Annotated in this window: 23 protein-coding genes; 7 read left to right on the forward strand and 16 right to left on the reverse strand. The window is 53.5% G+C overall.

All coding sequences use genetic code 11. The features are described from left to right. Window positions 1-13: 13 nt before the first annotated feature. A complete protein-coding gene (locus ACFE33_RS00290) occupies window positions 14-601 on the reverse strand; it encodes a TRAP transporter small permease (protein ID WP_380055364.1) in 588 nt (195 codons plus the stop codon). Window positions 602-613: 12 nt separating this feature from the next. Beyond that, window positions 614-1,585, reverse strand: a complete 972-nt coding sequence (locus tag ACFE33_RS00295) for a sialic acid TRAP transporter substrate-binding protein SiaP (protein ID WP_380055368.1) — start codon at window positions 1,583-1,585, stop codon at window positions 614-616. A gap of 184 nt (window positions 1,586-1,769) precedes the next feature. Here ACFE33_RS00295 and ACFE33_RS00300 point away from each other — a divergent pair, with 184 nt between their 5' ends. Then, entirely contained in the window at window positions 1,770-2,552 is a 783-nt protein-coding gene (locus ACFE33_RS00300; RefSeq protein ID WP_380055371.1) for a GntR family transcriptional regulator, read from the forward strand. A 3-nt stretch (window positions 2,553-2,555) separates the two neighbouring features. Here ACFE33_RS00300 and ACFE33_RS00305 read toward each other — a convergent pair whose 3' ends face one another. The 6 genes from ACFE33_RS00305 to ACFE33_RS00330 form a co-directional block, all read right to left on the reverse strand. Next, window positions 2,556-3,335, reverse strand: coding sequence for a DUF2189 domain-containing protein (locus ACFE33_RS00305; protein WP_380055374.1), 780 nt, complete (start codon window positions 3,333-3,335; stop codon window positions 2,556-2,558). A 48-nt stretch (window positions 3,336-3,383) separates the two neighbouring features. Further along, complete coding sequence (locus ACFE33_RS00310) at window positions 3,384-4,106, reverse strand: lysophospholipid acyltransferase family protein (protein ID WP_380055377.1); 723 nt, start codon at window positions 4,104-4,106, stop codon at window positions 3,384-3,386. A 68-nt stretch (window positions 4,107-4,174) separates the two neighbouring features. Continuing rightward, a complete protein-coding gene (cls, locus tag ACFE33_RS00315) occupies window positions 4,175-5,587 on the reverse strand; it encodes a cardiolipin synthase (RefSeq protein ID WP_380055380.1) in 1,413 nt (470 codons plus the stop codon). A 31-nt stretch (window positions 5,588-5,618) separates the two neighbouring features. Then, window positions 5,619-6,467 carry a YihY/virulence factor BrkB family protein gene (locus ACFE33_RS00320; protein ID WP_380055383.1) on the reverse strand — a complete coding sequence of 283 codons (849 nt, stop codon included), beginning with the start codon at window positions 6,465-6,467 and terminating at the stop codon, window positions 5,619-5,621. 69 nt (window positions 6,468-6,536) lie between these two features. Then, complete coding sequence (locus ACFE33_RS00325) at window positions 6,537-7,058, reverse strand: HdeD family acid-resistance protein (protein ID WP_380055385.1); 522 nt, start codon at window positions 7,056-7,058, stop codon at window positions 6,537-6,539. An 88-nt stretch (window positions 7,059-7,146) separates the two neighbouring features. Beyond that, on the reverse strand, window positions 7,147-7,461 hold the full coding sequence (locus ACFE33_RS00330) for an ArsR/SmtB family transcription factor (protein WP_380055387.1): 315 nt from the start codon (window positions 7,459-7,461) through the stop codon (window positions 7,147-7,149). A gap of 146 nt (window positions 7,462-7,607) precedes the next feature. Between ACFE33_RS00330 and ACFE33_RS00335 the strand changes: the two genes are divergently transcribed. After that, window positions 7,608-8,492 (forward strand): MBL fold metallo-hydrolase, encoded by an 885-nt coding sequence (locus tag ACFE33_RS00335; RefSeq protein WP_380055390.1) that lies wholly within the window; start codon window positions 7,608-7,610, stop codon window positions 8,490-8,492. A gap of 27 nt (window positions 8,493-8,519) precedes the next feature. Continuing rightward, complete coding sequence (locus ACFE33_RS00340; RefSeq protein WP_380055394.1) at window positions 8,520-10,277, forward strand: SulP family inorganic anion transporter; 1,758 nt, start codon at window positions 8,520-8,522, stop codon at window positions 10,275-10,277. On the opposite strand, the gene ACFE33_RS00345 is transcribed toward ACFE33_RS00340, so the two are convergent. Beyond that, a complete protein-coding gene (locus tag ACFE33_RS00345) occupies window positions 10,222-13,044 on the reverse strand; it encodes a hypothetical protein (protein WP_380055396.1) in 2,823 nt (940 codons plus the stop codon). The genes ACFE33_RS00340 and ACFE33_RS00345 overlap by 56 nt on opposite strands. 265 nt (window positions 13,045-13,309) lie before the next feature. Between ACFE33_RS00345 and ACFE33_RS00350 the strand changes: the two genes are divergently transcribed. The 4 genes from ACFE33_RS00350 (at window position 13,310) to ACFE33_RS00365 (ending at window position 17,550) form a co-directional block, all read left to right on the forward strand. Then, window positions 13,310-14,281, forward strand: a complete 972-nt coding sequence (locus tag ACFE33_RS00350; protein WP_380055398.1) for an SIS domain-containing protein — start codon at window positions 13,310-13,312, stop codon at window positions 14,279-14,281. Next, window positions 14,278-15,063, forward strand: a complete 786-nt coding sequence (locus ACFE33_RS00355; RefSeq protein ID WP_380055401.1) for a 3-deoxy-manno-octulosonate cytidylyltransferase — start codon at window positions 14,278-14,280, stop codon at window positions 15,061-15,063. Before ACFE33_RS00350 ends, ACFE33_RS00355 begins: the two co-directional genes overlap by 4 nt. Before the next feature lie 2 nt (window positions 15,064-15,065). Next, window positions 15,066-15,893: a 3-deoxy-8-phosphooctulonate synthase gene (kdsA, locus tag ACFE33_RS00360; RefSeq protein WP_380055403.1), complete on the forward strand. Its 828-nt coding sequence runs from the start codon at window positions 15,066-15,068 to the stop codon at window positions 15,891-15,893. 208 nt (window positions 15,894-16,101) lie between these two features. Next, on the forward strand, window positions 16,102-17,550 hold the full coding sequence (locus tag ACFE33_RS00365; RefSeq protein WP_380058749.1) for a TrkH family potassium uptake protein: 1,449 nt from the start codon (window positions 16,102-16,104) through the stop codon (window positions 17,548-17,550). 28 nt (window positions 17,551-17,578) lie between these two features. Here the strand turns inward: ACFE33_RS00365 and ACFE33_RS00370 are convergent, their stop codons facing one another. From ACFE33_RS00370 to ACFE33_RS00400, 7 genes are read right to left on the reverse strand one after another with little or no spacing between them, the layout of a single operon-like run. Then, window positions 17,579-18,418: a fumarylacetoacetate hydrolase family protein gene (locus ACFE33_RS00370; RefSeq protein ID WP_380055406.1), complete on the reverse strand. Its 840-nt coding sequence runs from the start codon at window positions 18,416-18,418 to the stop codon at window positions 17,579-17,581. Between the two features lie 15 nt (window positions 18,419-18,433). Beyond that, window positions 18,434-19,162 (reverse strand): SDR family oxidoreductase, encoded by a 729-nt coding sequence (locus ACFE33_RS00375; RefSeq protein WP_380055409.1) that lies wholly within the window; start codon window positions 19,160-19,162, stop codon window positions 18,434-18,436. 15 nt (window positions 19,163-19,177) lie between these two features. Continuing rightward, window positions 19,178-20,386, reverse strand: coding sequence for a UxaA family hydrolase (locus tag ACFE33_RS00380; protein ID WP_380055412.1), 1,209 nt, complete (start codon window positions 20,384-20,386; stop codon window positions 19,178-19,180). After that, a complete protein-coding gene (locus tag ACFE33_RS00385) occupies window positions 20,383-20,694 on the reverse strand; it encodes a UxaA family hydrolase (RefSeq protein ID WP_380055414.1) in 312 nt (103 codons plus the stop codon). The genes ACFE33_RS00380 and ACFE33_RS00385 overlap by 4 nt, the downstream gene beginning before the upstream one ends. A 22-nt stretch (window positions 20,695-20,716) precedes the next feature. Beyond that, complete coding sequence (locus tag ACFE33_RS00390) at window positions 20,717-21,046, reverse strand: L-rhamnose mutarotase (RefSeq protein WP_380055416.1); 330 nt, start codon at window positions 21,044-21,046, stop codon at window positions 20,717-20,719. 1 nt (window position 21,047) lies between these two features. Further along, window positions 21,048-22,160, reverse strand: a complete 1,113-nt coding sequence (locus tag ACFE33_RS00395) for a mandelate racemase/muconate lactonizing enzyme family protein (RefSeq protein ID WP_380055419.1) — start codon at window positions 22,158-22,160, stop codon at window positions 21,048-21,050. Window positions 22,161-22,162: 2 nt separating this feature from the next. Beyond that, window positions 22,163-23,254, reverse strand: a complete 1,092-nt coding sequence (locus ACFE33_RS00400) for an ABC transporter ATP-binding protein (RefSeq protein ID WP_380055421.1) — start codon at window positions 23,252-23,254, stop codon at window positions 22,163-22,165. Window positions 23,255-23,256 lie beyond the last annotated feature (2 nt).

Here is a 23,256-nt window from a genome sequence, read left to right on the forward strand (position 1 = left end):
CGTGTCTCGCAGTCTATTTTGGAACGTCATGTAGGGCGTGTTCTTCGATCTCGCGAAGGACGTCCTCAGGGTTCTGACGGATTTTATGAACGAGCCACCAGATGGAATATGCGGCCATGATCGCAAGGCTAATTGCGACAGCGTAATAGAGCAGGTTTTTCGGCAGTTCCATTGACGCCATTTTCGTGCGGGTCTTGAGCGCAAGCTGATAGGCCTGCCAAGACATATATCCGAGGAACACGGCGGTGATCGCTTCCATGAGAACCGATAGCCACTTGCCCGACTTTGGTGACAGATAGCGATAGAAGAACTCAAGAAAGATATGCGTGCCTTTGCGGGTAACAGAAATCGCGCCAAAGAACGCAACAACAACAAGCACATAACGCGCCAATTCTTCTGTCCAAGCAAGGCTGTCATTCAGCACATAGCGCGTAAAGAATTGCACGAACACAACAATCGAAAGCCCCCAGAGCGCCAAGAGGCCTGGGACATCGGCTATGCCGAAATCCGAGATATCCACCTCGGAATCGGCAAAAACGATCTCAGAGCGCGCGTTCTGCGCGCCCTGATCTTCGTTGGGATTCAATGGATTGTTTCCCATTTTCGGTCCCAATTACAGTTCGCCGAGGCGTTTGAAGTGGTCCATTGTGTATGGAACTCCATCACCAGTAAGCATTGGCTTAACCGCATCTTGGAAAGGCTGCTTGTCAACTTCGTTCACAGTGATGCCTTGCTCGCGGAACCAAGAAACGAGTTCCTGCTCGGACTGATAGATCTCGTTCGAGCTCTTGAGCGCTGCTTCGTCGAGGATTTGACGGACAACTTCTTCGTCATCGCCAAGGCGCGAAAGCGCGTCATCAGAAGCGATAATCAACAGCGAGTTCAGGATGTGACCTGTGAGGTTGATGTTGGACTGAACCTCATAGAACTTTTTGAACTGAATTGTTGGAAGTGGGTTTTCCTGTGCGTCCACAACACCTTGCTGAAGCGCAAGATAAACCTCGGAGAAGGCCATCGGTGTCGGGTTTGCGCCCACAGCGTTCGGGAACATCAGCATAAGCGGAGAGTTCGGTACGCGGATCTTCAGGCCTTCCATATCGGCAGGCGTTAGGATCGGCTTGTTCGATGTCACGTGACGCTGACCGTAATAAACCAGCCCGAGGACTTGGTTACCTGTCGCATCGTGATACCCATCGGAAAGTTCGCTGAACAGATCGCTGGAGCGATAGCTCATCCAGTGGTCAAAGCCACGCATGATGAATGGATAATCAGAGATCGCGATAGGACCGTAATAACGCTCAACAAAGCTTGGACCAGTATAGATGATGTCAACGGCACCAATGCCCAGACCTTCGTTGATCTCAACTTCTTTACCCAACGAAGAAGCTGGGAAAACTTTGATTTCCACACGTCCTTCAGTTTGCTTGGCGATCTCCTCAGCCGCCCACTCTGCGTTTTTGTGGTACGCGGAGCCTACTTCGTAAACGTGTGCCCATTTAAGGGTTTCTGCAGCAAATACGGCCGTCGAAGTGGCCATAGCGAACGCGCCAGCAGCAAGCGCGACTGTGAATTTCTTAAGTTTCATTTATTCCTCCCAAAAGCGTGAATGTCATTCAGCCTGATTTTTGAAACAGCCAGAATCAAGGTTGACCCGTAATTGACCGCTCCTTGTATTATGTGTATACAAGATAAATGTTAAATCAAGTTCGATTTTTCTTGGCCTTCCGAAATGGTTTTAAATAAGAAGCGCCACGATCAGTGGAGACAAGATGCCAAAGACGGAAAAGAAGCCCTCAGAGCGTAAACGCAGGGCGCCAAACAGCGCACCAGAGCTGCGCAAGGGCACGGCAATCCGTACGGCGCCGACGATCTCTGATTCGGTGTATCAAAGCCTTCACGACAAAATCATAAGCCTCGAACTTCCGCCGGGCACTCCACTCTCGGAGAATGCGCTCGCACTATCTGAAGGCGTAAGCCGCACACCGATCCGCGAGGCAATCCTGCGCCTTTCGGACGAGGGGCTGGTTCAAGTTGCGCCCAAATCCGGCACATTCGTTGCGCGGATACCCGTTTCCGCCCTCCCTGAGGCGCTCATCGTGCGGCGCGCGCTTGAGGCCGTGACAGTGCGCTCAGCGACCCGTTTGGCGACGCGTAGCCAGATCATGAGCCTCAAGGTGATCGTTGAGCGGCATCGCGAAATAGAGAATAGCGAAGACATTACCGCACTTCACCACGTGGACGAGGAATTTCATCAGTATATCGCCGAGATTGGCCGCCTTCCTGGTCTTTGGAAGCTGGTTCAACAAGTGAAGATGCAGATCGACCGCTATCGCTGTTTAACGCTTCAAATTCCACAGGAACGGCGTGCGACGATGGTCATTGACGAGCACCAAGCCATCATTGACAAGATTGAAAGCGGTGATGAGGATGGCGCAGTCGCCGCAATGGAGCACCACCTCTCTGGGCTTCAACATCACTTCGTGGTGGGGATTGACCTATACCCCGACTATTTCATCCGTGACATCGAGCTGGACGATATCGCCGATATCTGACCCCTAGTTCGAAAAGTACAGCGCGCGGCGATACAGGTGCCATGTGGCGTGGCCCAGAACTGGCAGCACGACCAACAGCCCAAGGAAATAGGGCAGCATCGCAACAAAAAGCGATATCGCGATAATGCCCGCCCAGATCAGCAAGACCGTGCGGTTTTTTGAAACCGTCTGGATTGAGATGAGCATCGCGGTAACAAAATCCAATTCGCGATCTAGGAGCAACGGAAGCGAAACCACCGTCAACGCATAAACCAAGAGCGCGACAAGACCGCCGACGATCACCTCAAAGGCAATGAGGCTTCTACCCTGAAACGTCTGAAAGACCTCCCAAGACGTAGAAACATTCGTGAGCGTCATACTCCCGAAAAACATCGCCAGCGACATGTGCGCAAAGAAGCTCCAGAACAGAAATATCAGAACAAGGATCGCGCCGACCCACGGCACCTGTCGCCCGCGCTCGCGCCACACAACACCGACGACACCTGACCACGTGAGCGGCTCGCCCACATCCAAACGGCGACTGACCTCATAGAGCCCAACCGCCGCAAATGGCGCAACAAGCGGAAACCCCAAGGACAGCACAAGCGTCCAAGCAAATGTCCCAGCGCCGGAAAGGCTCAGGATCAATCCGCAAATGACATAGAAGCTGCTGAAAAATATTCCGAAAAGCGGCGCACGCCGAAAATCGCTAATGCCCATTGCAATTGATGTGCGCAATTCGGCAAGTGTCACGCGTCCGATTTGAGGTGCCTCTGACGGGTCAAGGAATTCGGTCTCTGTCATGCAAAATCTTCCTGTTTTGCACGATGCTAGCGGCGGCCTCGTCGTTAATCAATCTTCTCGTTTTGTGCGTGGAACATCAATTTCCAGAATGTTGTCAACGCGCTCTGTGACCTCGTCCAACGACGCTTCGAGTTTTTGGCGAAGGCTTTCTAATTCATCGTCAGATACCTTGCGCGGAACCTCATGCTCCCAACGCTGACAGACACGGACACCCTTGTTAAAGGGCCAAGCAAGCATCGCCTGATCCCATGACGAGGCCATGATGCTGTGGCGCTTGGTTGCGAATGCAGCGACGAAAACGGGACGACCGGACGAGCGCGCCCAAAGCAGTGGCGCCGTCTTGGCAACTCGCGCGGGTCCATTTGTGCCGTCCACCGCAATACCAACCGAAACGCCATCCTTCATTTTCCGCAGCACTTCGCGCGACATCGCAAAGCCGCCTTGCCCCTTGGGCATCGGAATGGTCTCAAAGCCAAACTCCTGCTGCACCATTCCCGCCATGCGACCACCCTTGGCCGTAGACGTAAGCGAACAGATTCGCCCAGCGCTCAAATCAAATAGATACGGCGCCATCAAGAGACGTTGATGCCAGAGAACCACAATTATCGGCCCGTCCTTGAGAGCCTCGCGCATTTCGTCGAACCCCTCGCTTGTCCAGTGCGTCGTAGACCAGACAAACCGCACATAGTTCGCGAGTGTTTTTGCAACCAAACGGGTGACAAAACGGCTGTTGGCTATTCGCTTGCCGAGGGACTGCTTTTTCTTGGCCATCGTCTTTACCATTCTCTAGCGGTTGTCGCGTTCCTGCCCTACCGTAGGGCTGAATGCAATGCGCGCCGCTATAGGATCGGAGCAAACAGGCGGGCAACAGGCGCGCCCATGCGTTGCAAGCGTGGGAGGTCCTTAAATGACTTCTCAACCTCCTTACACTCGGTGAAATCCTTCTCCAGCATCGCCGCGACGTCCTGCGCGGCACGTTTATCAAAGAAGATTGCCGTTGCCTCGAAGTTGAGCCGACATGAACGGTTGTCCAAATTCGTCGTACCGATCGAGGCAATGCTCTCATCGACAAGCAATACTTTTTGGTGCGTAAACCCGTTGGCATACATCAGGATTTTCACGCCTGCTTGCTTAAGTTCATCGAAATACGCAAAGGCAGCCAGCCAAGTAACATAGTGATCCGCCTTTTCCGGAATCATGATCCGCACATCAACACCGCGCAGGGCCGCGAGCTTGAGTGCCGATAGGATATCACCATCTGGAATAAGATAAGGCGTCGCGATCCAGAGGCGCTTCCTTGCCGCAGCAATTGCGGCGCAGAAATAGAGGCTACCGGTTTCCATTTCGTCAGCTGGACCTGTCGCCATAATGAGCGCATCCATATCCTCGGGTGAGCGATGACCCTGCCAGTTCAGGTTCGGGATAACGTTATCCTGTGTGGCCCAGTGCCAGTCTTCGACGAAAACCAACTGTAACTGAAGGACAATCGGCCCTTCGATACGGCAATGGGTATCGCGCCAATGTCCGAAATGTGGGTCACGGCCCATGTATTCATCGCCAACATTCAAACCGCCCGTAAAGCCAACACGCCCATCTACAATGACCGTTTTTCTGTGGTTGCGAAAGTTGATCTGAAAGCGGTTACGCGGCCCTTGGAGATCATGCGCGTTCACCGTTTTAACGCCTGATTCCTCAAGTTCCTCCAAATATCTCTTGGGCAGCTTGGCGCTGCCAACGGCATCGAACAACAGGTGCACAGTCACGCCGCGTTGTGCGCAATCAATAAGTTTCTGCTGAAATTCACGCCCCAGTTCGTCGTCTTTGAGAATATAGAACTGCACCAGAATATAATCCTCGGCCTTGTCCATTTCTGCAAATATGGCGTCGAAAGTCTCTTGCCCATCAATGAGCAACTTCATCCCATTTCCGGAAAGGACAGGAACCTCTGCAATCTTTTCAAAAGCGGTATAGCCGACATCGTCGTCGTCACCCAGTGGCATATGGCTAGCAGCAAATTGCGCAACACCTTCTACGACTTCGCGCGTGTCGCGACGCGAAACGAGGTAGCCCTTAAACCTGAAATTCCCCAGAAACAAATAAGCGGGGATCGCCAGCACCGGAGATGCCAACAAGAATATGACCCAAGCGACCGACCCTTGCGGCGTGCGCGCAGAGAGAACCGCCCAATACGCAAACACGAAAGCTGTGCCCCAAATAAGAATTGTGGCCCCGATAATCAGATATGTCATCATAATCCCCTCCGTAAACATGAGGTGGTGAATTTCAGGCTATCTTCGCCTCTTGCTTTAGATCCATTAGTGCCGAATTAAATGTCGCCCCAATAATCAGAATTGCGGCAGACAGGTACAAGAATATGAGCCCCGACATTACCCCCGCAAGACCCGCATAAGTCACGCTATAACGTGCGAAATGTCCGAGATAGTAACTGAAGGCTTGTCCGAAAATCGCCCATGCAAAAATCGTAAGTACCGCGCCGGGCCAAATTACGGAAATAGGACGGCGGGTTTGCGTCAAGAGAGAATTGACCGCCAGAACAGCAGCAACAATAGGCACAACCGCAATCGCGAACCGCAGCGGAGTGCTATTGAAGATACTTAGCCACTCTTCCGGAATGGGCACCATATCTTGAAAATACGCGAAGTAGAGTGGAATAAGAACGAGCAGTACCGTCACAACCGTGATTGAAACCGCACCCGCCAAAACGAACCCGATACACAACAAACGTTTACGCCAATAGGGGCGCGTATCCACTTCGCCATATGCGCGCGTGATCGCAAGACGTACGGCTTCGGCGCCGTTAGAGGCAAAGAACATCGTCATAAGCGCACCGAAAGTCAGGGTCTGGCTATTGCCCTGCGCCAATACCGCGCGCAGTTCTCTCTCGATCGGTTCGGCCACAACATCGGGCCAGTTGCCAAAGAGAAGCTGCATTATGTTCTCGCTCTCAACCGTCGAGCTGAGCTGGCTTCCGAGCGAAAGCGCGAAAATTGTAAACGGGAAAATCGCCAGCATCAGGGAAAGCGCCACGTGGCTACTCAGGGCAAGACCGTCTTGTTTGTGGAAGCGGCGCAAAGCGATAAAAAGCGCTCGGGCGACCCGTTTGATATCCATTACTACAGGCCTTCGCCGTCGAAAAAAGAGGTTACTCCCCCATAGTCCTACCACGGGGGAGCAGATAATTTAAACAGCTGCGGTGGATTTGCTGCTCAGCGAAAGCATAACCAAAGAGATACCGCTCGAAATCAGCTCAACCGCCAAGAGGATACCTAGGATCGTCGCCGCAGATTGCGGGAAGTTACCAAAGATCATCAGAGCTAGAATAACCGACAGCGCGCCCGAAATAAGTACGGGCCAGAACGCTTGTGTTCCTTTCAGACTAAACGACACAAACACCTTCGCTGCGCCAATAACGAGGAACATGATCGCAACAAGCATCGTAAGCGAGATGATTCCCGCGAACGGATTGTTGAAGAGCGCGATACCCACCAAAATGCCGAGCACACCCGTTACGCCGGACCAGATCTTGTTAGAGGTGCCCTCTTGAGTGAAAGCAGCAAAAAGCTGAATTACGCCGCCGATTAGGAACGACCACGCAGCGATTGCTGTTGCGGTTAAGGTTGCGGCGAAGGGATTTGCGAGCGCAAATATGCCGCCGATTATGAGAACGATGCCTGCGAGAAGCCAAAGAATCCAATGTTTCATTTTACTACCTTTGTTAAGATGTACTGCTGATATTATGCACAAATATTAAACGCTAACCCTTCAGCTACCAAGGAAAATGTGGATTCGGCTATGTGCCATCACGGGGCGCGCAGTAGATTTCATGCAACACTGAAAGAACAGCTTCGGCCTCTTTTGATGCCACGCGATAGTAAATCGTTTGCCCGTCACGTCGGGTTCCAACAAGGTCCGCCTTACGCAATTTTGCAAGGTGATGGGACATCGCCGGCTGCGAGAGTTCGCAGATTTCCGTCAATGTCTGGACTGACTTTTCCTCACCTAACAAGTTGCAAAGCACCTTGAGCCGTACGGGTTGCGACAGCATCGTCATGAGCGCCGCAGCCTCATCGAGGTTGTCATCCAGATTATCAATCACAGTATCCATCGCTGTACCCTTGTATATTTATGATCGCTTATATAAGTATACCTCAATGAGATACGAATTATAAGTCTATACACACAAATAGTGCGGTTTCTGGTATCGTGAAGCACCTCGCACATCTATTCGCAACCCTCATCAAGGAGAGAATAATGTCTGATTATCCTATTGATATGAAACAGACCCCTGATATCGAAGCCTTTTTTGATGAAGCGACGAACACCATCAGCTACGTCGTAACCGACCCCGCAACAAAGGCCTGCGCGGTCATTGATAGTGTCATGGACATCGACTACGCCGCGGGCAGGATCACCTATGAGCACGCGGATTCAATCATCGACTATATTCGCAGCAACGACCTCTCGCTTGAGTGGATCATCGAAACTCACGTTCACGCCGATCACCTTTCTGCGGCGCCCTATATTCAGCAGCATCTCGGCGGAAAAATCGGCGTCGGGGCGAAAATAATGGTTGTGCAGGACACATTTGGCAAAATCTTTAACGAAGGCACAGAGTTCCAACGCGACGGAAGCCAGTTCGACGCCCTTTTTGAGGATGGTGACACCTACAAAATCGGCTCACTCGAGGCATTTGCGATGTACACACCTGGGCACACCCCTGCCTGTATGGTGCACGTCATTGGCGATGCGGCATTTGTCGGGGATACGCTTTTCATGCCAGACGGCGGCTCAGCGCGGGCGGATTTCCCCGGCGGTGACGCGGGAGCGCTCTATGACAGCATCCTCAAGGTTCTCGCCCTCCCTGATGAGATGCGGCTGTTTATGTGTCACGATTACGCACCAGACGGGCGGGAATTTGCGTGGGAAACTACCGTCGCAGAGGAAAAGGAACACAATATTCATGTCGGCGGCGGCAAAACCCGCGAGGAATTCGTGAAGTTCCGCACTGAGCGCGACGCGACGCTCGCGGTGCCCAAACTTATCATCCCGTCCCTTCAGGTAAACATGCGCGCCGGAGAAGTCCCCCGAGACAAAGACGGCAATCCAATGCTCAAAGTACCCGTAAACAAACTCTAGCGTACTCGCCCCAGTTGGGACCACTCCATGCACAAATACATTCCAATCCTCGACTGGGGCCGCCGCTATAACACAATGGCGTTGTCCAACGATCTTGTTGCGGCACTGATTGTTACGATCATGCTGATCCCGCAATCGCTCGCCTATGCGCTTCTTGCGGGATTACCGCCCGAGGCCGGGCTCTATGCGTCGATCCTGCCGATCATCCTCTATGCGATTTTTGGAACCAGCCGCGCCCTCGCCGTTGGCCCAGTCGCCGTCGTGTCACTACTTACGGCTACGGCAATCGGGAATGTCGCCCAAGCAGGCACCGCAGGATACGCGATTGCGGCTCTAACGCTGGCATTTTTGTCTGGATCGTTCCTCGTTCTCATGGGCGTGCTTAGGCTCGGGTTTCTTGCGAACTTTCTCTCGCACCCCGTGATCGCAGGCTTTATCACCGCGTCCGGCATTCTCATCGCGACAAGTCAGATCAAACATATTCTGGGCATATCCGCAGAGGGGCACACACTCCCCGAAGTCTTTCTTTCGCTGTTTCACAATCTATCCCAAGCCAACATGCTCACCGCCTCCATTGGGATTGCGGTGATGGCCTTCCTTTTTTGGGTACGCAAAGGTGCAAAGCCCTTTCTAATCCGCCTCGGGCTTCCCGCAAGGCTTTCGGACTTCGGCGCGAAAGCAGGGCCGGTTCTCGCGGTATTCGTCTCTACTCTTGCGGTATTCGGCTTTGATCTAATTTCCAAAGGCGTCGCCGTCGTGGGCGAGGTACCGCAATCGTTGCCACCACTCACGATGCCCGACCTATCCCCTGAATTGGTCTCTAGTTTGCTTGTCCCCGCAATTCTGATTTCCGTGATCGGTTTTGTTGAGAGCATCTCGGTCGCTCAGACCCTCGCAGCGCGAAAGCGTCAACGGATCGACCCAGACCAAGAGCTTATCGGCCTCGGCGCAGCGAACCTTGGGGCGGCATTTACAGGTGGATTCCCCGTCACTGGTGGATTTTCCAGATCAGTCGTGAACTATGACGCCGGAGCAGAAACCCCAGCCGCGGGTATCTTCACTGCCATTGGCCTCGCCGTTGCCGCTGTCACCATCACGCCGATTATTTTCTTCCTGCCGAAGGCGACACTCGCCGCAACCATCATCGTAGCGGTCCTGAGCCTTGTTGATTTCAGTATCCTCTCAAAGACTTGGAACTACTCCAAAGCCGACTTCGCGGCCGTCTCAATCACAATGCTGGTCACGCTGACGCTCGGGGTTGAGATCGGCGTCACATCCGGCGTCGCGGTATCCATTTTGGTCCATCTCTACAAAACATCGCGCCCCCATATGGCGATCGTCGGACAGGTTCCCAACTCCGAACACTTCCGAAATATACTTCGCCACGATGTTGAGACGCACTCCGATATTCTGACACTTAGGGTGGATGAGAGCCTATACTTCGCCAATGCGCGGTATCTCGAAGATCAACTATATGATCTGGCCGCACAGCGCCCAAACCTCAAGCACGTGATACTGATGTGCCCCGCCGTCAATGCCATCGACATGAGTGCGCTGCATTCCCTCGAAGAAATAAACGAACGGCTCGCGCTAAGCGGTATTAAGTTCCATTTGAGTGAGGTTAAGGGGCCAGTAATGGACCGCCTCCTCAATGTGGATTTCCCGAAACACATAAGCGGCAAAATCTACCTGTCTCAACATCAAGCGATTACGGACCTGAACCGCGAACCTAAATCAGATCAAACATTTTCCCGCCGAGCGTCAGATCAATATGATCCTGCGTAGCCCCATCAACCAATGTCCATAGCACCCGTCCCGTAGGTTCATAAATCACAAGCGCCTCTTTATGGCTATTGCTCCCCAGTCGATCACCGTCTTCGGAAATATGACGGTACTCCACCGAAAAATCCGACCGCTTCGCCGACTTAGTAAAAACAAGCGTGTCGCCCTCCCGATCATCAAAGTCCATCACCCAATCGTTCCCGCCACTACCCGAGCCGTTGTGCAGAAACTTGTCGCCTCCGCTTCCACCCGCGAGTATGTCGTCACCGTTGGCGCCATACAATTCGTCGTCGCCGATTGAGCCCGCCAAATAATCGTTCCCATCACCGCCATTCAGCTGATCATCACCTTTTCCTGCATACAATTGGTCATGGCCATCACCGCCCTCTAGAAGATCATGCCCGTTCGAGCCTGATAGGTAGTCTGCCCCTGTGCCTCCGACCAAATGATCAGCCCCATAGTTTCCGAATATTTTGTCGCTTCCGGATCCGCCGTCTATTTTATCGTTGCCGTCGCCGCCAAATAGCGTGTCGTGCCCAATTCCTCCATCCAACGCATCATCGCCGTTGTCGCCATAAAGGAGATCACTTCCATGCTGACCAAAGAGTTTGTCAGCTCCCGTTCCTCCCTTGATGGTGTCATTATTAGCCCCCCCATAAAGTTTGTCATTTCCAGAACTTCCAGTCAGACTGTCGTGACCGGGTTCGCCATAGAGCACATCATCGCCATTTTGCCCTCTTAGCTTGTCCGCCCCATCTCCCCCATAAAGTCGGTCATCGCCGTATCCGCCCCAAACACGATCCGACCCTGTGTCCCCATAAATTAGGTCTTCGCCAGTTTCCCCCTTTAGATCATCATCCCCGGCGCCCGCCTTAATCACATTGTTCGCGATGTCACCCTCCAGAACATCGTCCGCATTTGTTCCAATCAGCTGCTCTATCCCCGAAAGCACGTCCCTGTGCCCGAATCCATCAACAGCTTCTCCGCTCTCCAGGTTGACCCTTACTCCACGGGTGCCGCCAAAATCGGCGTCGGTGCTGTAGTCGACTGTGTCTATTCCGCCTGAACCGAGCAAATAGTCCGATCCGCGGCCACCGATCAGGGTGTCGTTTCCCTCTCCTCCCTCTAGGGTGTCATCCCCCTGCATTCCAAACAGCGTGTCATTTCCGCTTAGGCCATACAAAATGTCTGCGGCGTCGGTTCCTTCCATTTTATCGTTATCTCGTGAACCGTTTACCGCACCCTCTGGGAGCACCCATGATATCGGAGTTCGGCTCGCATTAGAGACATCTATGTCGTAAAATTGCGATGGATAGATCGGCAGGCCATTTTCCGACATGACGTAGGTTACTTCACCGCGAAAGGTGATCTTTGCACCTCCGACCATCGCTGCGATCTGAAGTTGGTCTACGTCGTGAAAGAGTACAAAGCCCGAGAAATCGAGACTGTCTTCGCGATAGTCGAAATCCCGGATCCAGTCGGTGTCGCCATCTTGTGTAAGAACGAATGTATCGCGTCCATCACCGCCGTACATCTGATCCTCACCTGCTCCGTCAATGAGCACGTCATCGCCTGAACCGCCATAGAGCTTATCGTCGCCACCTGCTCCAAAGAAGTAGTCACCATTCTTGGTTCCTGTGATCGTATCGTTGAGACCAGTTCCACGCTGAGTTAGACCCTCATTGGCGGTGGAAATTGTGAACTGATCAATACCATTCTCAGTCGCGCTGGTTGCATAAGCCTGTAGCTCCCCATCCAATTCTGTCAACGCAACTGCCGCGACATTTTGCAGAGAATACTGCGAGGTATCTTCAATGGTCGTTAGGTGATGCAAGCGACCATCTGGACGTAAAGAAAAGAGCGAGAGCCCGTCATCGCCACCCCCTGCAAGGACATAGGTTCTGCCATTCACCTCGGTGACGTCAAGGCTCGTGATATGTTGGAAGCGGGTGGTTAGATCGTCAATGACATGATCCGTAGGGACCATTATTCCTGCTTCATTCATCTCTAGCACTGATATGGACGAACTGCCTCTTGCAGCGACGAGAATATAGTTGCCCGTCGGAGTTGTCGCCGTTGCGATCGCCGAAATTCCATTGATACCCAATCCTTGCTCAGCACCCATCTCAGCGACTTTCTCCAACGTACCCGAAGGAGAAATCCGCAGACTTGTAATGTTATTGTCCTGAAACGAACCGACCAATAGATAGCTCGCCGTATGCGTCGTGAGTGTCGTGATGCCTGCTACATCTTCACCGATTTTATCGCCGAGCGGCATTTGCCCGATATATCTCAGATCGAGATCAGACCCGACTTCGAACATGGATACTCCGGCTACACCGGAATGCGTCGCATAGAGATAATGCGCCTTACCCACCTCAACGGTTGTAAGATAGCGCAGATTATCCAACGATGCTTGATTGAATGAAAGTGCCTCTAATCCACCGAAGATCCCCGTTTCTTCATATGTCATTGAGTAAAGAGATGTGCCTTGCATTCCGCCTGAGATAACATGCGTGCTGTCCTGCGAGACAAAGGTTTCTAGGCTCGTAGAAACTCCTATTTCGCGCGATTGTGCATAATCGGAGAGGCTCACGAGGTCTGCTTCCAGCCCACGATCCAATCTGAACGCACTTATTCCCCCAGCGACCTGAGAGGTTGCGAAAAGCGTCCCCACGCCATCATTCCATTGCACGGCGAGATCAGATATCCCCTCGCCATAGCGCTCCACCTCGCTCAAGAGCGTCGTTCTATATGTGAAAAAAGCCACCCAGCCACCCCACTAATGTTAGATGCGTCCCCACGCACAATGGAAACGCTAGAAAACGGGTGCTAATAAAACCTTACTTAACGTGGGCACACGGCTTTGAATCTACCTACAATTCCATTCAATATGTGTCGCACCTCTGCGCGCAGCGACGGATGGCGCATTAGGTCGCGAATATAAATTAACGATTGCAACTTGGTTCACGTTGATTTTGTCTACCCTAAACTGATACCACCCCCCCAACGCTTTATGCTTCATAGGTTTTGCAGTGACCCAAAATGCCATTTCTCCTGAGTTAATTAACGAAATAGGTTCGCGTGTATTACGTGACGAGGGCACTGCCCTGATTGATTTTTCAGAACATCTAACAACCGATTTTCAGATCGCTGTTGAAAAAATGCTCGCTTGCGACGGACGGATTATCCTGTCTGGAATAGGGAAATCTGGGCACGTTGCCCGCAAGATCAGCTCCACTCTGGCAAGTACCGGCACCCCGTCATTCTATGTGCACCCCTCCGAAGCAAGCCACGGCGATCTCGGCATGGTCCGCCCTGAGGATCTTTGCATTCTGATTTCCAATTCCGGCGAGACATCCGAACTTGGCGATATCATCGCCCATACTCGCCGCTTTGCCATTCCGATGGTCGCGATTACAAAACGACCCGATAGCGCATTGGGGATGGCTTCTGATGTGACCCTAACGCTGCCTGATGTGCCCGAGGCTTGTCGTATTGGCATGGCCCCGACTACATCAACTACGCTGTCTTTGGCATTGGGCGATGCGCTGGCGGTTGCTCTTATGGAGCTACGGGATTTCAAGCCCGAGAACTTCCGCACCTACCACCCTGGTGGCAAACTTGGCGCACAGTTGACCAAGGTAAATCAACTTATGCACGGCGGAGATGCCGTCCCTGTAGTCAGCGCCGATACATCGATGTCGGAAGCGATCATCACCATGACGTCCAAAGGCTTTGGAATTGCTGGCGTCGTCGAAGACGGAAAGTTGATCGGCGTCATTTCGGATGGCGACCTTCGACGCAATCTCGACGGTCTTATGGACAAATCTGCGGGCGATGTTGCCACCAAGAAACCAGTGACTATTCATGGCGAAAGTCTCGCCGAGGAGGCGCTTCGAGTGCTAAATACGCATAAGATCGGCGCGCTCATTGTTGTTGATTCACAAAACGCGCCAATCGGCGTCCTTAACATCCACGATTGCCTACGGGCGGGGGTTGCATGAAAACCGTTATTCTTATTCCAGCACGCTATGCGTCCACGCGTTATCCGGGCAAGCCACTTGTGAAACTCACACAACCAGATGGATCGCAAAAATCATTGATCCAGATGAGCTATGAGGCCGCCAATTCGGCAAAGGGCGCGGATGCGGTTTATGTAACCACGGATGACGAACGTATCGCCGACGCCGCTCGCGCATTCGGAGCGGATGTCATCATGACGTCCGAGGATTGCGCGAACGGTACTGAGCGCTGCTCCGAAGCAATGAAAAACGCTAACCTCGAAGCAGATATTATCGTGAACCTTCAAGGCGACGCGCCGCTCACGCCGCCATGGTTCGTCGAAGCGCTCATCGAAGCGGTCAAGAACGACCCTAACGTTGGCATGGCAACGCCTGTTTTGCGCTGCGACGCGCAGACCTACGCACATTTCACCGAAGACCGCCGCAATGGGCGCGTGGGTGGCACAACTGCGGTGTTCAACGCCCAGAATGACGCGCTCTATTTCTCCAAAGAAGTTCTACCCTACGTTGATCCGGGGAAAATGCCCGAGCCACTTCCTGTGTTTCACCACGTTGGTGTCTATGCATACCGCCCAGACGCCCTCGCCGCATATGGAACGTGGAGCGCAGGTCCGCTTGAATCCCTTGAGGGGCTGGAGCAACTTAGGTTCCTTGAAAACGGCCACCCGATCCGCTGTGTTGAAGTTGACGGCAAAGGGCGCGTTTTCTGGGAGCTCAACAACCCTGAAGACGTGGCACGCATTGAATCTGTATTGAAGGCATAATCATGACCAAAACTGTTAACATCGGCGACATTGCAGTCGGCAGCGACAATCCAATCTTCCTCATCACAGGGCCGTGCCAGCTTGAGTCCCTCGAACACTCTCGGATGATGGCCGAGAAAATCGCTGAGGCCTGCGAGGCAACGGGCACCAAGTTTGTGTTTAAGGCCAGCTATGACAAAGCCAACCGAAGCTCTATCGGTACAGAGCGCGGCCTCGGCGTTGAAAAGGGGCTTCAGATTTTGGGCGACATCAAGCGCGAGTTTAACGTGCCCGTTATCACCGATGTGCACCTGCCCGAGCATTGCGCCATCGCGGCCGAAGTTGTTGATGTCCTGCAAATCCCCGCGTTCCTTTGCCGCCAGACCGACCTCCTTTTGGCTGCTGGCGAGACTGGCAAGGTGATCAACGTCAAGAAGGGCCAGTTCCTTGCGCCGTGGGATATGGGGAACGTTGCCGAGAAAATCGCGAGCACTGGCAACGATAACATCATGCTATGCGAACGTGGCACAAGCTTTGGTTACAATACCTTGGTAACCGATTTCCGCGGCCTGCCGACGATGGCGGCGACGGGTTATCCGGTAGTATTCGATGCGACACACTCGGTCCAACAACCGGGCGGCAAGGGTACGTCATCAGGCGGACAAAGAGAGTTCGCGCCGGTGCTTGCGCGTGCTGCGGTGGCCGTGGGCGTTGCGGGCCTCTTTATCGAAACCCATCAGGATCCGGACAACGCACCAAGCGACGGCCCCAATATGATCCCCGTTGATCAAATGGCCGCACTGATCGAGAACCTTACTAAATACGACAAAATCAGCAAGAATATCGATTAGGAATGAGTGGGCGCGTTATGCGCCCCTTTTTCTTTGTGCAGGGTGCAAGCTGGCTTGCGCGAAGAGTTAATTACCTTGCATGAGAACAGCAGACAGATAAAATGTCCTACAGACACAATTATTTGTCAGGTAGCTTGGGCGACATAATGCCAGACCACACCCCCCCTAAATCAATACAACACGCGTATTTTGCGCACCCGTGGGCGGTCTGATGGAACTGCGCCCTGTTGCGAATATTACCGGCATACTCGTGTCGATTATGGGTTGCCTCATGCTTGTTTGCGGTGCGGTGGATGCGTATTTTGGCGGCCAACCCGGCTCTGTTTTCATGTTGAACGGGTTGATTACCATTTTGATTGGTACGCTCACCTCGCTGGCCACATCCAACCATCAGATCGACTCTCTGGGAAGGCGGCAATCGTTCCTTCTCACCTCTTTGGTTTGGGCCGTCTTGCCGATCTTCGGAGCTTTGCCGTTCATCTTCGGAAATCCGAATGCGTCAATCGTAGATGCGTATTTCGAGGCGATGTCGGGAATGACGACTACCGGCTCCACCGTGTTTCGCGGCCTTGACGATATGCCCGAGGGGGTTTTGCTCTGGCGCGGGATATTGCAATGGCTGGGCGGGCTTGGGATTGTTGTGGTTGCAATGATTTTCCTACCGACGATGCGCGTGGGCGGGATGCAATTCTTCCTGACCGAGGGCTTCGACACTCAAGGCAAAATCCTGCCGCGTGCGTTCGATATCGCAAAGTCGCTGTTCGTTGTTTATGTGGTTCTAACGATCCTGTGCTTTATCGCCTATGCGTTCTATGGGATGCGGCTCTTTGATGCGCTTGTGCATTCTCTCACCACAATCTCGACAGGTGGTTTCTCAACCTCGGATCAGTCGTTTTCGAAGTTTTCAGGCAGGTTAGAGTATGTTGCTGCATTCTTTATGATCCTCGCGAGTCTGCCACTCATTCGGTATTTTCAGCTTGTACGTGGCCAAGTGCGCCCACTGACGAATGATGTTCAAGTTCAGGCCTACCTGCGCTGGATTGTTATCTCTTGCGCGCTGATTGCGGGGTATCACCTGACCCAGAGCAACGACACGCTGGAGCAAACAATTCGTGAGACCGTCTTCAACGTCACTTCGCTATTTTCCGGAACTGGCTATACCAGTGTGAACATGTCCACTTGGGGTGCGTTTCCGCTGACGGTTCTGGTCTTGGTTGGGTTGATCGGCGGTTGTACCGGCTCTACGGCTTGCTCAATCAAGGTGTTCCGCTGGCTCATTCTGGTTGAGTGTATCAAGGACCAGCTGCGTCACCTGCGCTATCCCCATTCCGCCTCGCGTCCGCGCCTCGGGAACCGCCCGCTAAGTCAGGACGTAATCGACTCTGTTTCGGCGTTTTTTGCGATGTTTATCCTTACGCTGGGTTTCATCGCAGTCGGGCTGTCGTTTACGGGATTGTCACTTGATACCGCGATCACGGCGGCATGGACCTCGGTTGCAAATATCGGGCCAGCCTATGGTCAGGCCGTTAGTGGAACAGGGTCTATGGAAGCGTTTCCCGAGGCGGCCAAATGGATCATGATCTTTGGAATGCTGGCTGGGCGGCTGGAAATTTTATCGTTCTACCTCCTGCTGACGCGCCGCTTCTGGTTGGCATAAGGGCCACCGAATAGATGGCCCCAAGCTCTTAGCTATCTGCGATACAGACTTGCGATTGCTGGCCAAGCTTTTCGATCCCAAGCTCAACTTTATCGCCTGCCTTAAGATAACGCGGTGGGTTGAACCCAAGGCCTACACCGGGCGGTGTGCCCGTCGAAATAATGTCGCCTGGGTGAAGCGTCATGAACTGGCTTAGATAACTCACCAGATGCGCCACTCCGTAAACCATCGTTTTTGTAGAGCCATCCTGAACGCGCTCGCCGTTCACTTCCAACCACATGGAGAGGTTCTGAGGGTCTCCGACCTCATCCGGCGTCACTAGATACGGCCCTGTTTGCCCGAAGTTGTCGCAGGATTTACCCTTGGTCCACTGCCCCTCGCGTTCGATCTGATATGCGCGCTCGGAGACGTCATTGATTACGCAGTAACCAGCGACATGGTCTAGGGCGTCTTTCTCATCAACATATTTTGCCGCCTTGCCGATGACGACACCCAGCTCAACTTCCCAGTCCGTCTTTTCAGAGCCGCGAGGGATCAAGATCGGATCGTTCGGGCCGCAAATCGCACTGGTGGCCTTCATGAACAACACCGGTTCACTAGGAACCGCAAGGCCGCTTTCTTCGGCGTGATCGGCATAGTTAAGGCCGATGCACATGAACTTCCCAGTGCCACCTACACATGCACCCAAGCGCACGTCGCCCTCAACGATTGGCAGGCTCTCGATATCGACATTCGCAAACCGATCAAGGTTTGCGAGCACGTCTCCTGCGATATCTCCAACAAGACCCGACAAGTCGCGCAGATTTCCATTTGTGTCCATCACACCGGGTTTTTCGGCGCCCCGAGGCCCGTAACGTAGAAACTTCATTTCTTTTTCCTCTGTTTAATTTGTCCAGCCACCGTCAATGGCGTGTGCCTGCCCCGTAGTAAACGCGGCTTCGTCACTTGCCAGATAGGTCGCGAGTGCGGCAACTTCATCGGGCTGCCCAAGGCGCCCCATCGGTTGACGCGCCTTGAAATCGCGCATGGCTTTTTCATAGTCTCCCGTATCGCGCAGACGCTGCTGAAGCGATGGGCTTTCAATCGTACCGGGACAGATCGCATTACAGCGAATACCCTGACCGATGTAATCAGCTGCAATCGACTTGGTTAGTCCGATCACGGCGGCTTTGGTGGTGCCGTATACACAACGGTTCGGAACACCAATCATTGAACTGGCAACCGACGCCACATTAATAATCGACCCTCCGCCGCGCTCAATCATCCCCGGAAGGACCGCGCTGGATGTATCGAACATCGACCGCACATTCAGCAAGAACGCAAAATCCAATTCTTCTGGTGTCGCGTCAAGGATCGCCCCCGCATGCACGACGCCCGCACAGTTAAACAAGACGTCAACAGTCCCTATCTCGTCGCAAAAACCCTTAACGGCATCGCGATCCGTCACGTCAAGAACGTGCGCCTCAATCCCATCAAGCCCCTCAAGCGGCCCAATATTCAGATCTGTTGCGATAACGCGTGCGCCCTCTGCGGCCATACGGCGAACCGTTGCCGCGCCGATCCCTTGGCCAGCGGCCGTAGCGAGTACGGTTTTACCTTCAAGTCTCTTCATGTTGTTCTCCTAAGCTCAAGCGGCACTGACGGGTAAGCAGGCCGGCCCGATTGGTTCGAATGTCTTGTATGTCAGAATAAATTCCTGATGGCCCAGCGCTTCGGACTTTGTTTGAGTTCCACGCGCTGTTTCTAGCACCTTTTCATAGATATCTGCGCCAACTTCTTGGGGAGTTTGGCGCGCCTCGATGATTGCGCCGGCATCAATGTCCATGTCACCCTCAAGCGCGCGATAGGTATCAGGGTTCGCGCAAATCTTGATAACGGGCGACAGTGCCGACCCCACCACAGAGCCACGCCCCGTCACAAACAAAGTCATATGCGCGCCAGAGGCGATCATTTCTGTAATTTCGGCATTATCGGCAATGTTAGGAAAGCCAAACCGAACGTCCCCATCCGGCACCACATCCATAAGGTAAAGCCCGCCAGTCGGCGGTATATCCCCCGGTTTGAGGATGCCCGAAATCTGTGAACTTCCCGATTTGACATAAGCTCCGAGCGATTTCTCCTCAATGGTGGTCAACCCGCCAGAAGCATTCCCCGAGGCAAAACTCCCGAAACCAAGGGTATCATAGTATTTCTCCGCCTTCGCGACTGAGTTGCGTAATTCCTGTGCAAGTTCAGGTGTCGCGGCGCGCTCGGCCATAATATCTTCGCACCCGATCAACTCACCCGTCTCCTCGAAAATGCACGCGGCACCATCCGCGACGAGGCGATCAAAGGCATGACCCGCAGCGGGATTTCCCGAAATACCGCTGGTACCATCAGATCCACCGCAAATCGTCCCAATAATCAGATCGGAAACTTGCATCTCGACGCGTTCAACATCCGCGATCTCGGCGCGGGCGTTGCGCACCCAGTCCTGCCCCTTAGCAATTGTCGAAGCCGTCCCGCCCGCCTTCTGGATCACCAGAGTTTCCACGGGCCGACCACTCGCCTTGATCGTATCGGAAAGCTTGGCGCGATTAAAACTCTCGCACCCGAGCGACACCAAGAGCACCGCACCCACATTGGGATGGGTGCAAAGGCGCTCCATCATGCTCTGGGCATAGTCATTCGGGAAGCATCCGGGAAAGCCGATCAGATGCACGTCACCCTCGGGGAATGCTTGACTAATCCGCCTCGAAACGAAATGCGCACACTCCACCAGATAGACGACAGCGACGACATTGCGGATGCCTTTGCGGCCATCGCTACGAAGGTAGCCTTCAAACGAGACAGTCACGAGGTCGCCCCTTTCTCGAACTCTTCGGAACGATAGACGGTCGGGGTATAGTTGCTCACGACGTTATGAACATGCACGCTTGCGCCCTTCGGGATATCTTCGGTGGCGGTACCAATTGGCATGCCATATTTGTACACGAGTTGTCCTTTCGCGATATCACAATGCGCCACCTTGTGCGCCAGCGATACATCCTGAAGGAGCTCGATGGTCACGCCGTCGCATTCCACCTTGGCGCCCTGTGAAATAGCCTTCAGCGCAACACAGGTGTTGTCATCACGATGCAAATGCAACAGCGAATAATTCGACATAGTTGACCTTCCCATAAAGGCTCTAATCCAAGTGAAAGACGTCTTCCATTGACGCCCACCATTCACCCTCTTCGCGGGTTTCGAGCGGCTTTTGGCATGGCCCGCAGAGCTTCCACCAACGTTGTGTTTCCGGATCTGCGGCCATCTTCTCGGCGTCCTTGGCGAAATCGGTGCCGTGATACTCCCAATATGAGAAAAGCAGGTTCTCTGGCTCGCGCAGGAAGATCGTGTAGTTTTTGATATTACAGTCACTGATCATGCGTAAAACGCCCGGCCACGCATTGGCGTGGAGCTCTTTGTATTCCTCGATTTTGTCGGCGTTCAATCCGATCACCATGCCCATGCGTTCCATATTATCCTCCGAATGTCGCGCTGTGCTGTTCGATTTTGGCAGCTTCAATTGCATCAAAATCCCAGTCGATTCCTAGTCCGGGTTCAAGGCTGGCGAAGGCTCGGCCATTTTCCATCTTCATGGGCGTTTTTGTGAGGCTGTCGAGCTGCGGAATATACTCAAGCCACGGCGCATTTGGAATGGCGCAGACAAGGCTTACGTGAAGCTCCATCAAAAAGTGCGGACAAACGGGTACGTTATGAGCCTCGGCCAGATGAGCGACTTTCATCCATGGCGTAATGCCACCGATACGGGCAACGTCCACCTGAACAATGCTCGCTCCGCCCGCCACAAGGTAATCCTTGAACTGGCTCAGCGAGTACATGCTTTCACCAACAGCGATCGGCACCGTCGAACTCTGGGCGAGGCCGACATGCTCAAGGACATCATCAGCGGGGAGCGGCTCTTCGAACCATGCGATGTTTAGTTTTTCGAGCATATGCGCACGACGGGTCGCTTCGGCACGAGTTAGGCTCTGATTTGCGTCGACCATGATCTCATAATTGGGGCCCACCGCTTCGCGAACGGCCGAAAGGCGCGCGTAATCTTCGGCAAGATGCGGCTTACCAATTTTCACCTTGGAGCCAGAGAACCCTTTGGCCTGCGCACCAAGCGCATCCGCGACGAGATCTTCTGTTTCAATATGAAGCCAGCCGCCCTCTGTCGTGTACATAGGCACGCTTTCCTTGGCGCCGCCAAGCATACGAAACAGAGGCAAGCCTGCCCGCTTGCACCGCAAATCCCACAGCGCCGTATCGATTGCCGCAAGCGCAAGCGACGTGATCGCACCCACCGCCGTCGCATGGGTCGAGAACAAGAGATCACGCCAAATGCGGTCGATTTCCTCGGCTTCGCGCCCGATCAGTTGCGGCAGCAAAGTCTCACTCAAGAGGGACATGATAGCGCCACCGCCCTGCCCAATCGTATACGAGTAACCGATACCCTGTTTGCCCTCGGAATCCGTGATAACCACGAATGGCGTTTCCTGACTGACGAAACTCTGGATCGCGTCTACGCGCTTCACCTTGGGTTTCAGATCGACCATAAAGGTCTCTACTTTTGAAATCGTCGCCATGTTTACCTCAGGCTTTGTTGTGTATTGGCATCAAAGAGATGACACCGTGTTAGATCGAGTTTGAAAGTCAGCCGTTCACCATCCTTCACTGGACGCGGGTTCAGCATCTTGGTCTGGATTTCGACACCCGCCAAACGGGTGAAGAGCAGCGTCTCGGTACCCAGCGGCTCTGAAAGCGCAACCTCCAGTTCAACCGTGGCCGAGGCCCCCTCCATCGGAAGTGCATACCCGTCAGGCATGAGGTTATCCGCACGGAATCCAAGGATGACTTTCTGATCTTTGGTCACTTTTCCAGCGAAGGCAGGGGGAAGCGGTAGGGTGATATCCGACCCTAAATCGAGCCTATCTCCGCCCAATACCGTTGCTGGAACCAAGTTCATCGGCGGGCTGCCGACAAATGTCGCGACGAATGTGTTCGCAGGAAGCTCGAATACCTCAAGCGGCGTGCCTTGTTGCTCAATGTGGCCGTCACGCATGATGACAATTCGATCCGCGAGGGTCATTGCCTCGACCTGATCGTGTGTCACATAGACGATCGTCGTCTTGATCTTTTGGTGCAGCTTCTTGATCTCGACCCGCATTTGGGCACGCAGTTTTGCATCGAGGTTCGAAAGCGGTTCATCAAACAAAAACACATCAGGATGCCGCACTATCGCGCGTCCCATCGCAACACGTTGCCGCTGACCACCCGAAAGCGCGCCAGGCTTACGATCGAGATACTCGGTAAGCGACAGAATCTCGGCGGCCTCGTCTACGGCCTTGTCGATCTCGGCGTCGCTTTTCTTGGCAATCTTGAGTGAGAACCCCAAGTTTTCCCGAACCGTCATATGCGGATAGAGCGCGTAGTTTTGAAACACCATCGAGATGTTCCGATCCCGCGGCGGAAGATCGTTCACGACATTATCGCCAATCGAAATTTCACCGCCCGAGATTTCCTCAAGTCCCGCGATCATTCGAAGCGTTGTGGACTTCCCGCACCCAGAAGGGCCAACCAGAACCACAAATTCGTTATGCGCGATATCCAGATCTATTCCGTGCACGACTTCGAGTGCGCCGTATTTCTTGACGATGTTTCTTAGCTGTACTTGAGCCATTT

Source organism: Falsihalocynthiibacter sp. SS001 (genome assembly GCF_042445055.1).
Taxonomy (GTDB): Bacteria; Pseudomonadota; Alphaproteobacteria; order Rhodobacterales; family Rhodobacteraceae; genus Falsihalocynthiibacter.

Excerpts from the sequence above, each read along its gene's own strand:
- ACFE33_RS00340 (WP_380055394.1), top strand. The coding sequence starts at position 8,520 with ATGCACAAATACATTCCAATCCTCGACTGGGGCCGCCGCTATAACACA.
- cls (WP_380055380.1), bottom strand. The coding sequence starts at position 5,587 with ATGATGACATATCTGATTATCGGGGCCACAATTCTTATTTGGGGCACA.
- ACFE33_RS00370 (WP_380055406.1), bottom strand. The coding sequence starts at position 18,418 with ATGAAGTTTCTACGTTACGGGCCTCGGGGCGCCGAAAAACCCGGTGTG.
- ACFE33_RS00400 (WP_380055421.1), bottom strand. The coding sequence starts at position 23,254 with ATGGCTCAAGTACAGCTAAGAAACATCGTCAAGAAATACGGCGCACTC.
- ACFE33_RS00330 (WP_380055387.1), bottom strand. The coding sequence starts at position 7,461 with ATGGATACTGTGATTGATAATCTGGATGACAACCTCGATGAGGCTGCG.
- ACFE33_RS00320 (WP_380055383.1), bottom strand. The coding sequence starts at position 6,467 with ATGGATATCAAACGGGTCGCCCGAGCGCTTTTTATCGCTTTGCGCCGC.
- ACFE33_RS00375 (WP_380055409.1), bottom strand. The coding sequence starts at position 19,162 with ATGAAGAGACTTGAAGGTAAAACCGTACTCGCTACGGCCGCTGGCCAA.
- ACFE33_RS00290 (WP_380055364.1), bottom strand. The coding sequence starts at position 601 with ATGGGAAACAATCCATTGAATCCCAACGAAGATCAGGGCGCGCAGAAC.
- ACFE33_RS00305 (WP_380055374.1), bottom strand. The coding sequence starts at position 3,335 with ATGACAGAGACCGAATTCCTTGACCCGTCAGAGGCACCTCAAATCGGA.
- ACFE33_RS00335 (WP_380055390.1), top strand. The coding sequence starts at position 7,608 with ATGTCTGATTATCCTATTGATATGAAACAGACCCCTGATATCGAAGCC.
- ACFE33_RS00295 (WP_380055368.1), bottom strand. The coding sequence starts at position 1,585 with ATGAAACTTAAGAAATTCACAGTCGCGCTTGCTGCTGGCGCGTTCGCT.
- ACFE33_RS00395 (WP_380055419.1), bottom strand. The coding sequence starts at position 22,160 with ATGGCGACGATTTCAAAAGTAGAGACCTTTATGGTCGATCTGAAACCC.
- ACFE33_RS00325 (WP_380055385.1), bottom strand. The coding sequence starts at position 7,058 with ATGAAACATTGGATTCTTTGGCTTCTCGCAGGCATCGTTCTCATAATC.
- ACFE33_RS00310 (WP_380055377.1), bottom strand. The coding sequence starts at position 4,106 with ATGGCCAAGAAAAAGCAGTCCCTCGGCAAGCGAATAGCCAACAGCCGT.
- ACFE33_RS00385 (WP_380055414.1), bottom strand. The coding sequence starts at position 20,694 with ATGTCGAATTATTCGCTGTTGCATTTGCATCGTGATGACAACACCTGT.
- ACFE33_RS00390 (WP_380055416.1), bottom strand. The coding sequence starts at position 21,046 with ATGGAACGCATGGGCATGGTGATCGGATTGAACGCCGACAAAATCGAG.
- ACFE33_RS00300 (WP_380055371.1), top strand. The coding sequence starts at position 1,770 with ATGCCAAAGACGGAAAAGAAGCCCTCAGAGCGTAAACGCAGGGCGCCA.
- ACFE33_RS00355 (WP_380055401.1), top strand. The coding sequence starts at position 14,278 with ATGAAAACCGTTATTCTTATTCCAGCACGCTATGCGTCCACGCGTTAT.
- kdsA (WP_380055403.1), top strand. The coding sequence starts at position 15,066 with ATGACCAAAACTGTTAACATCGGCGACATTGCAGTCGGCAGCGACAAT.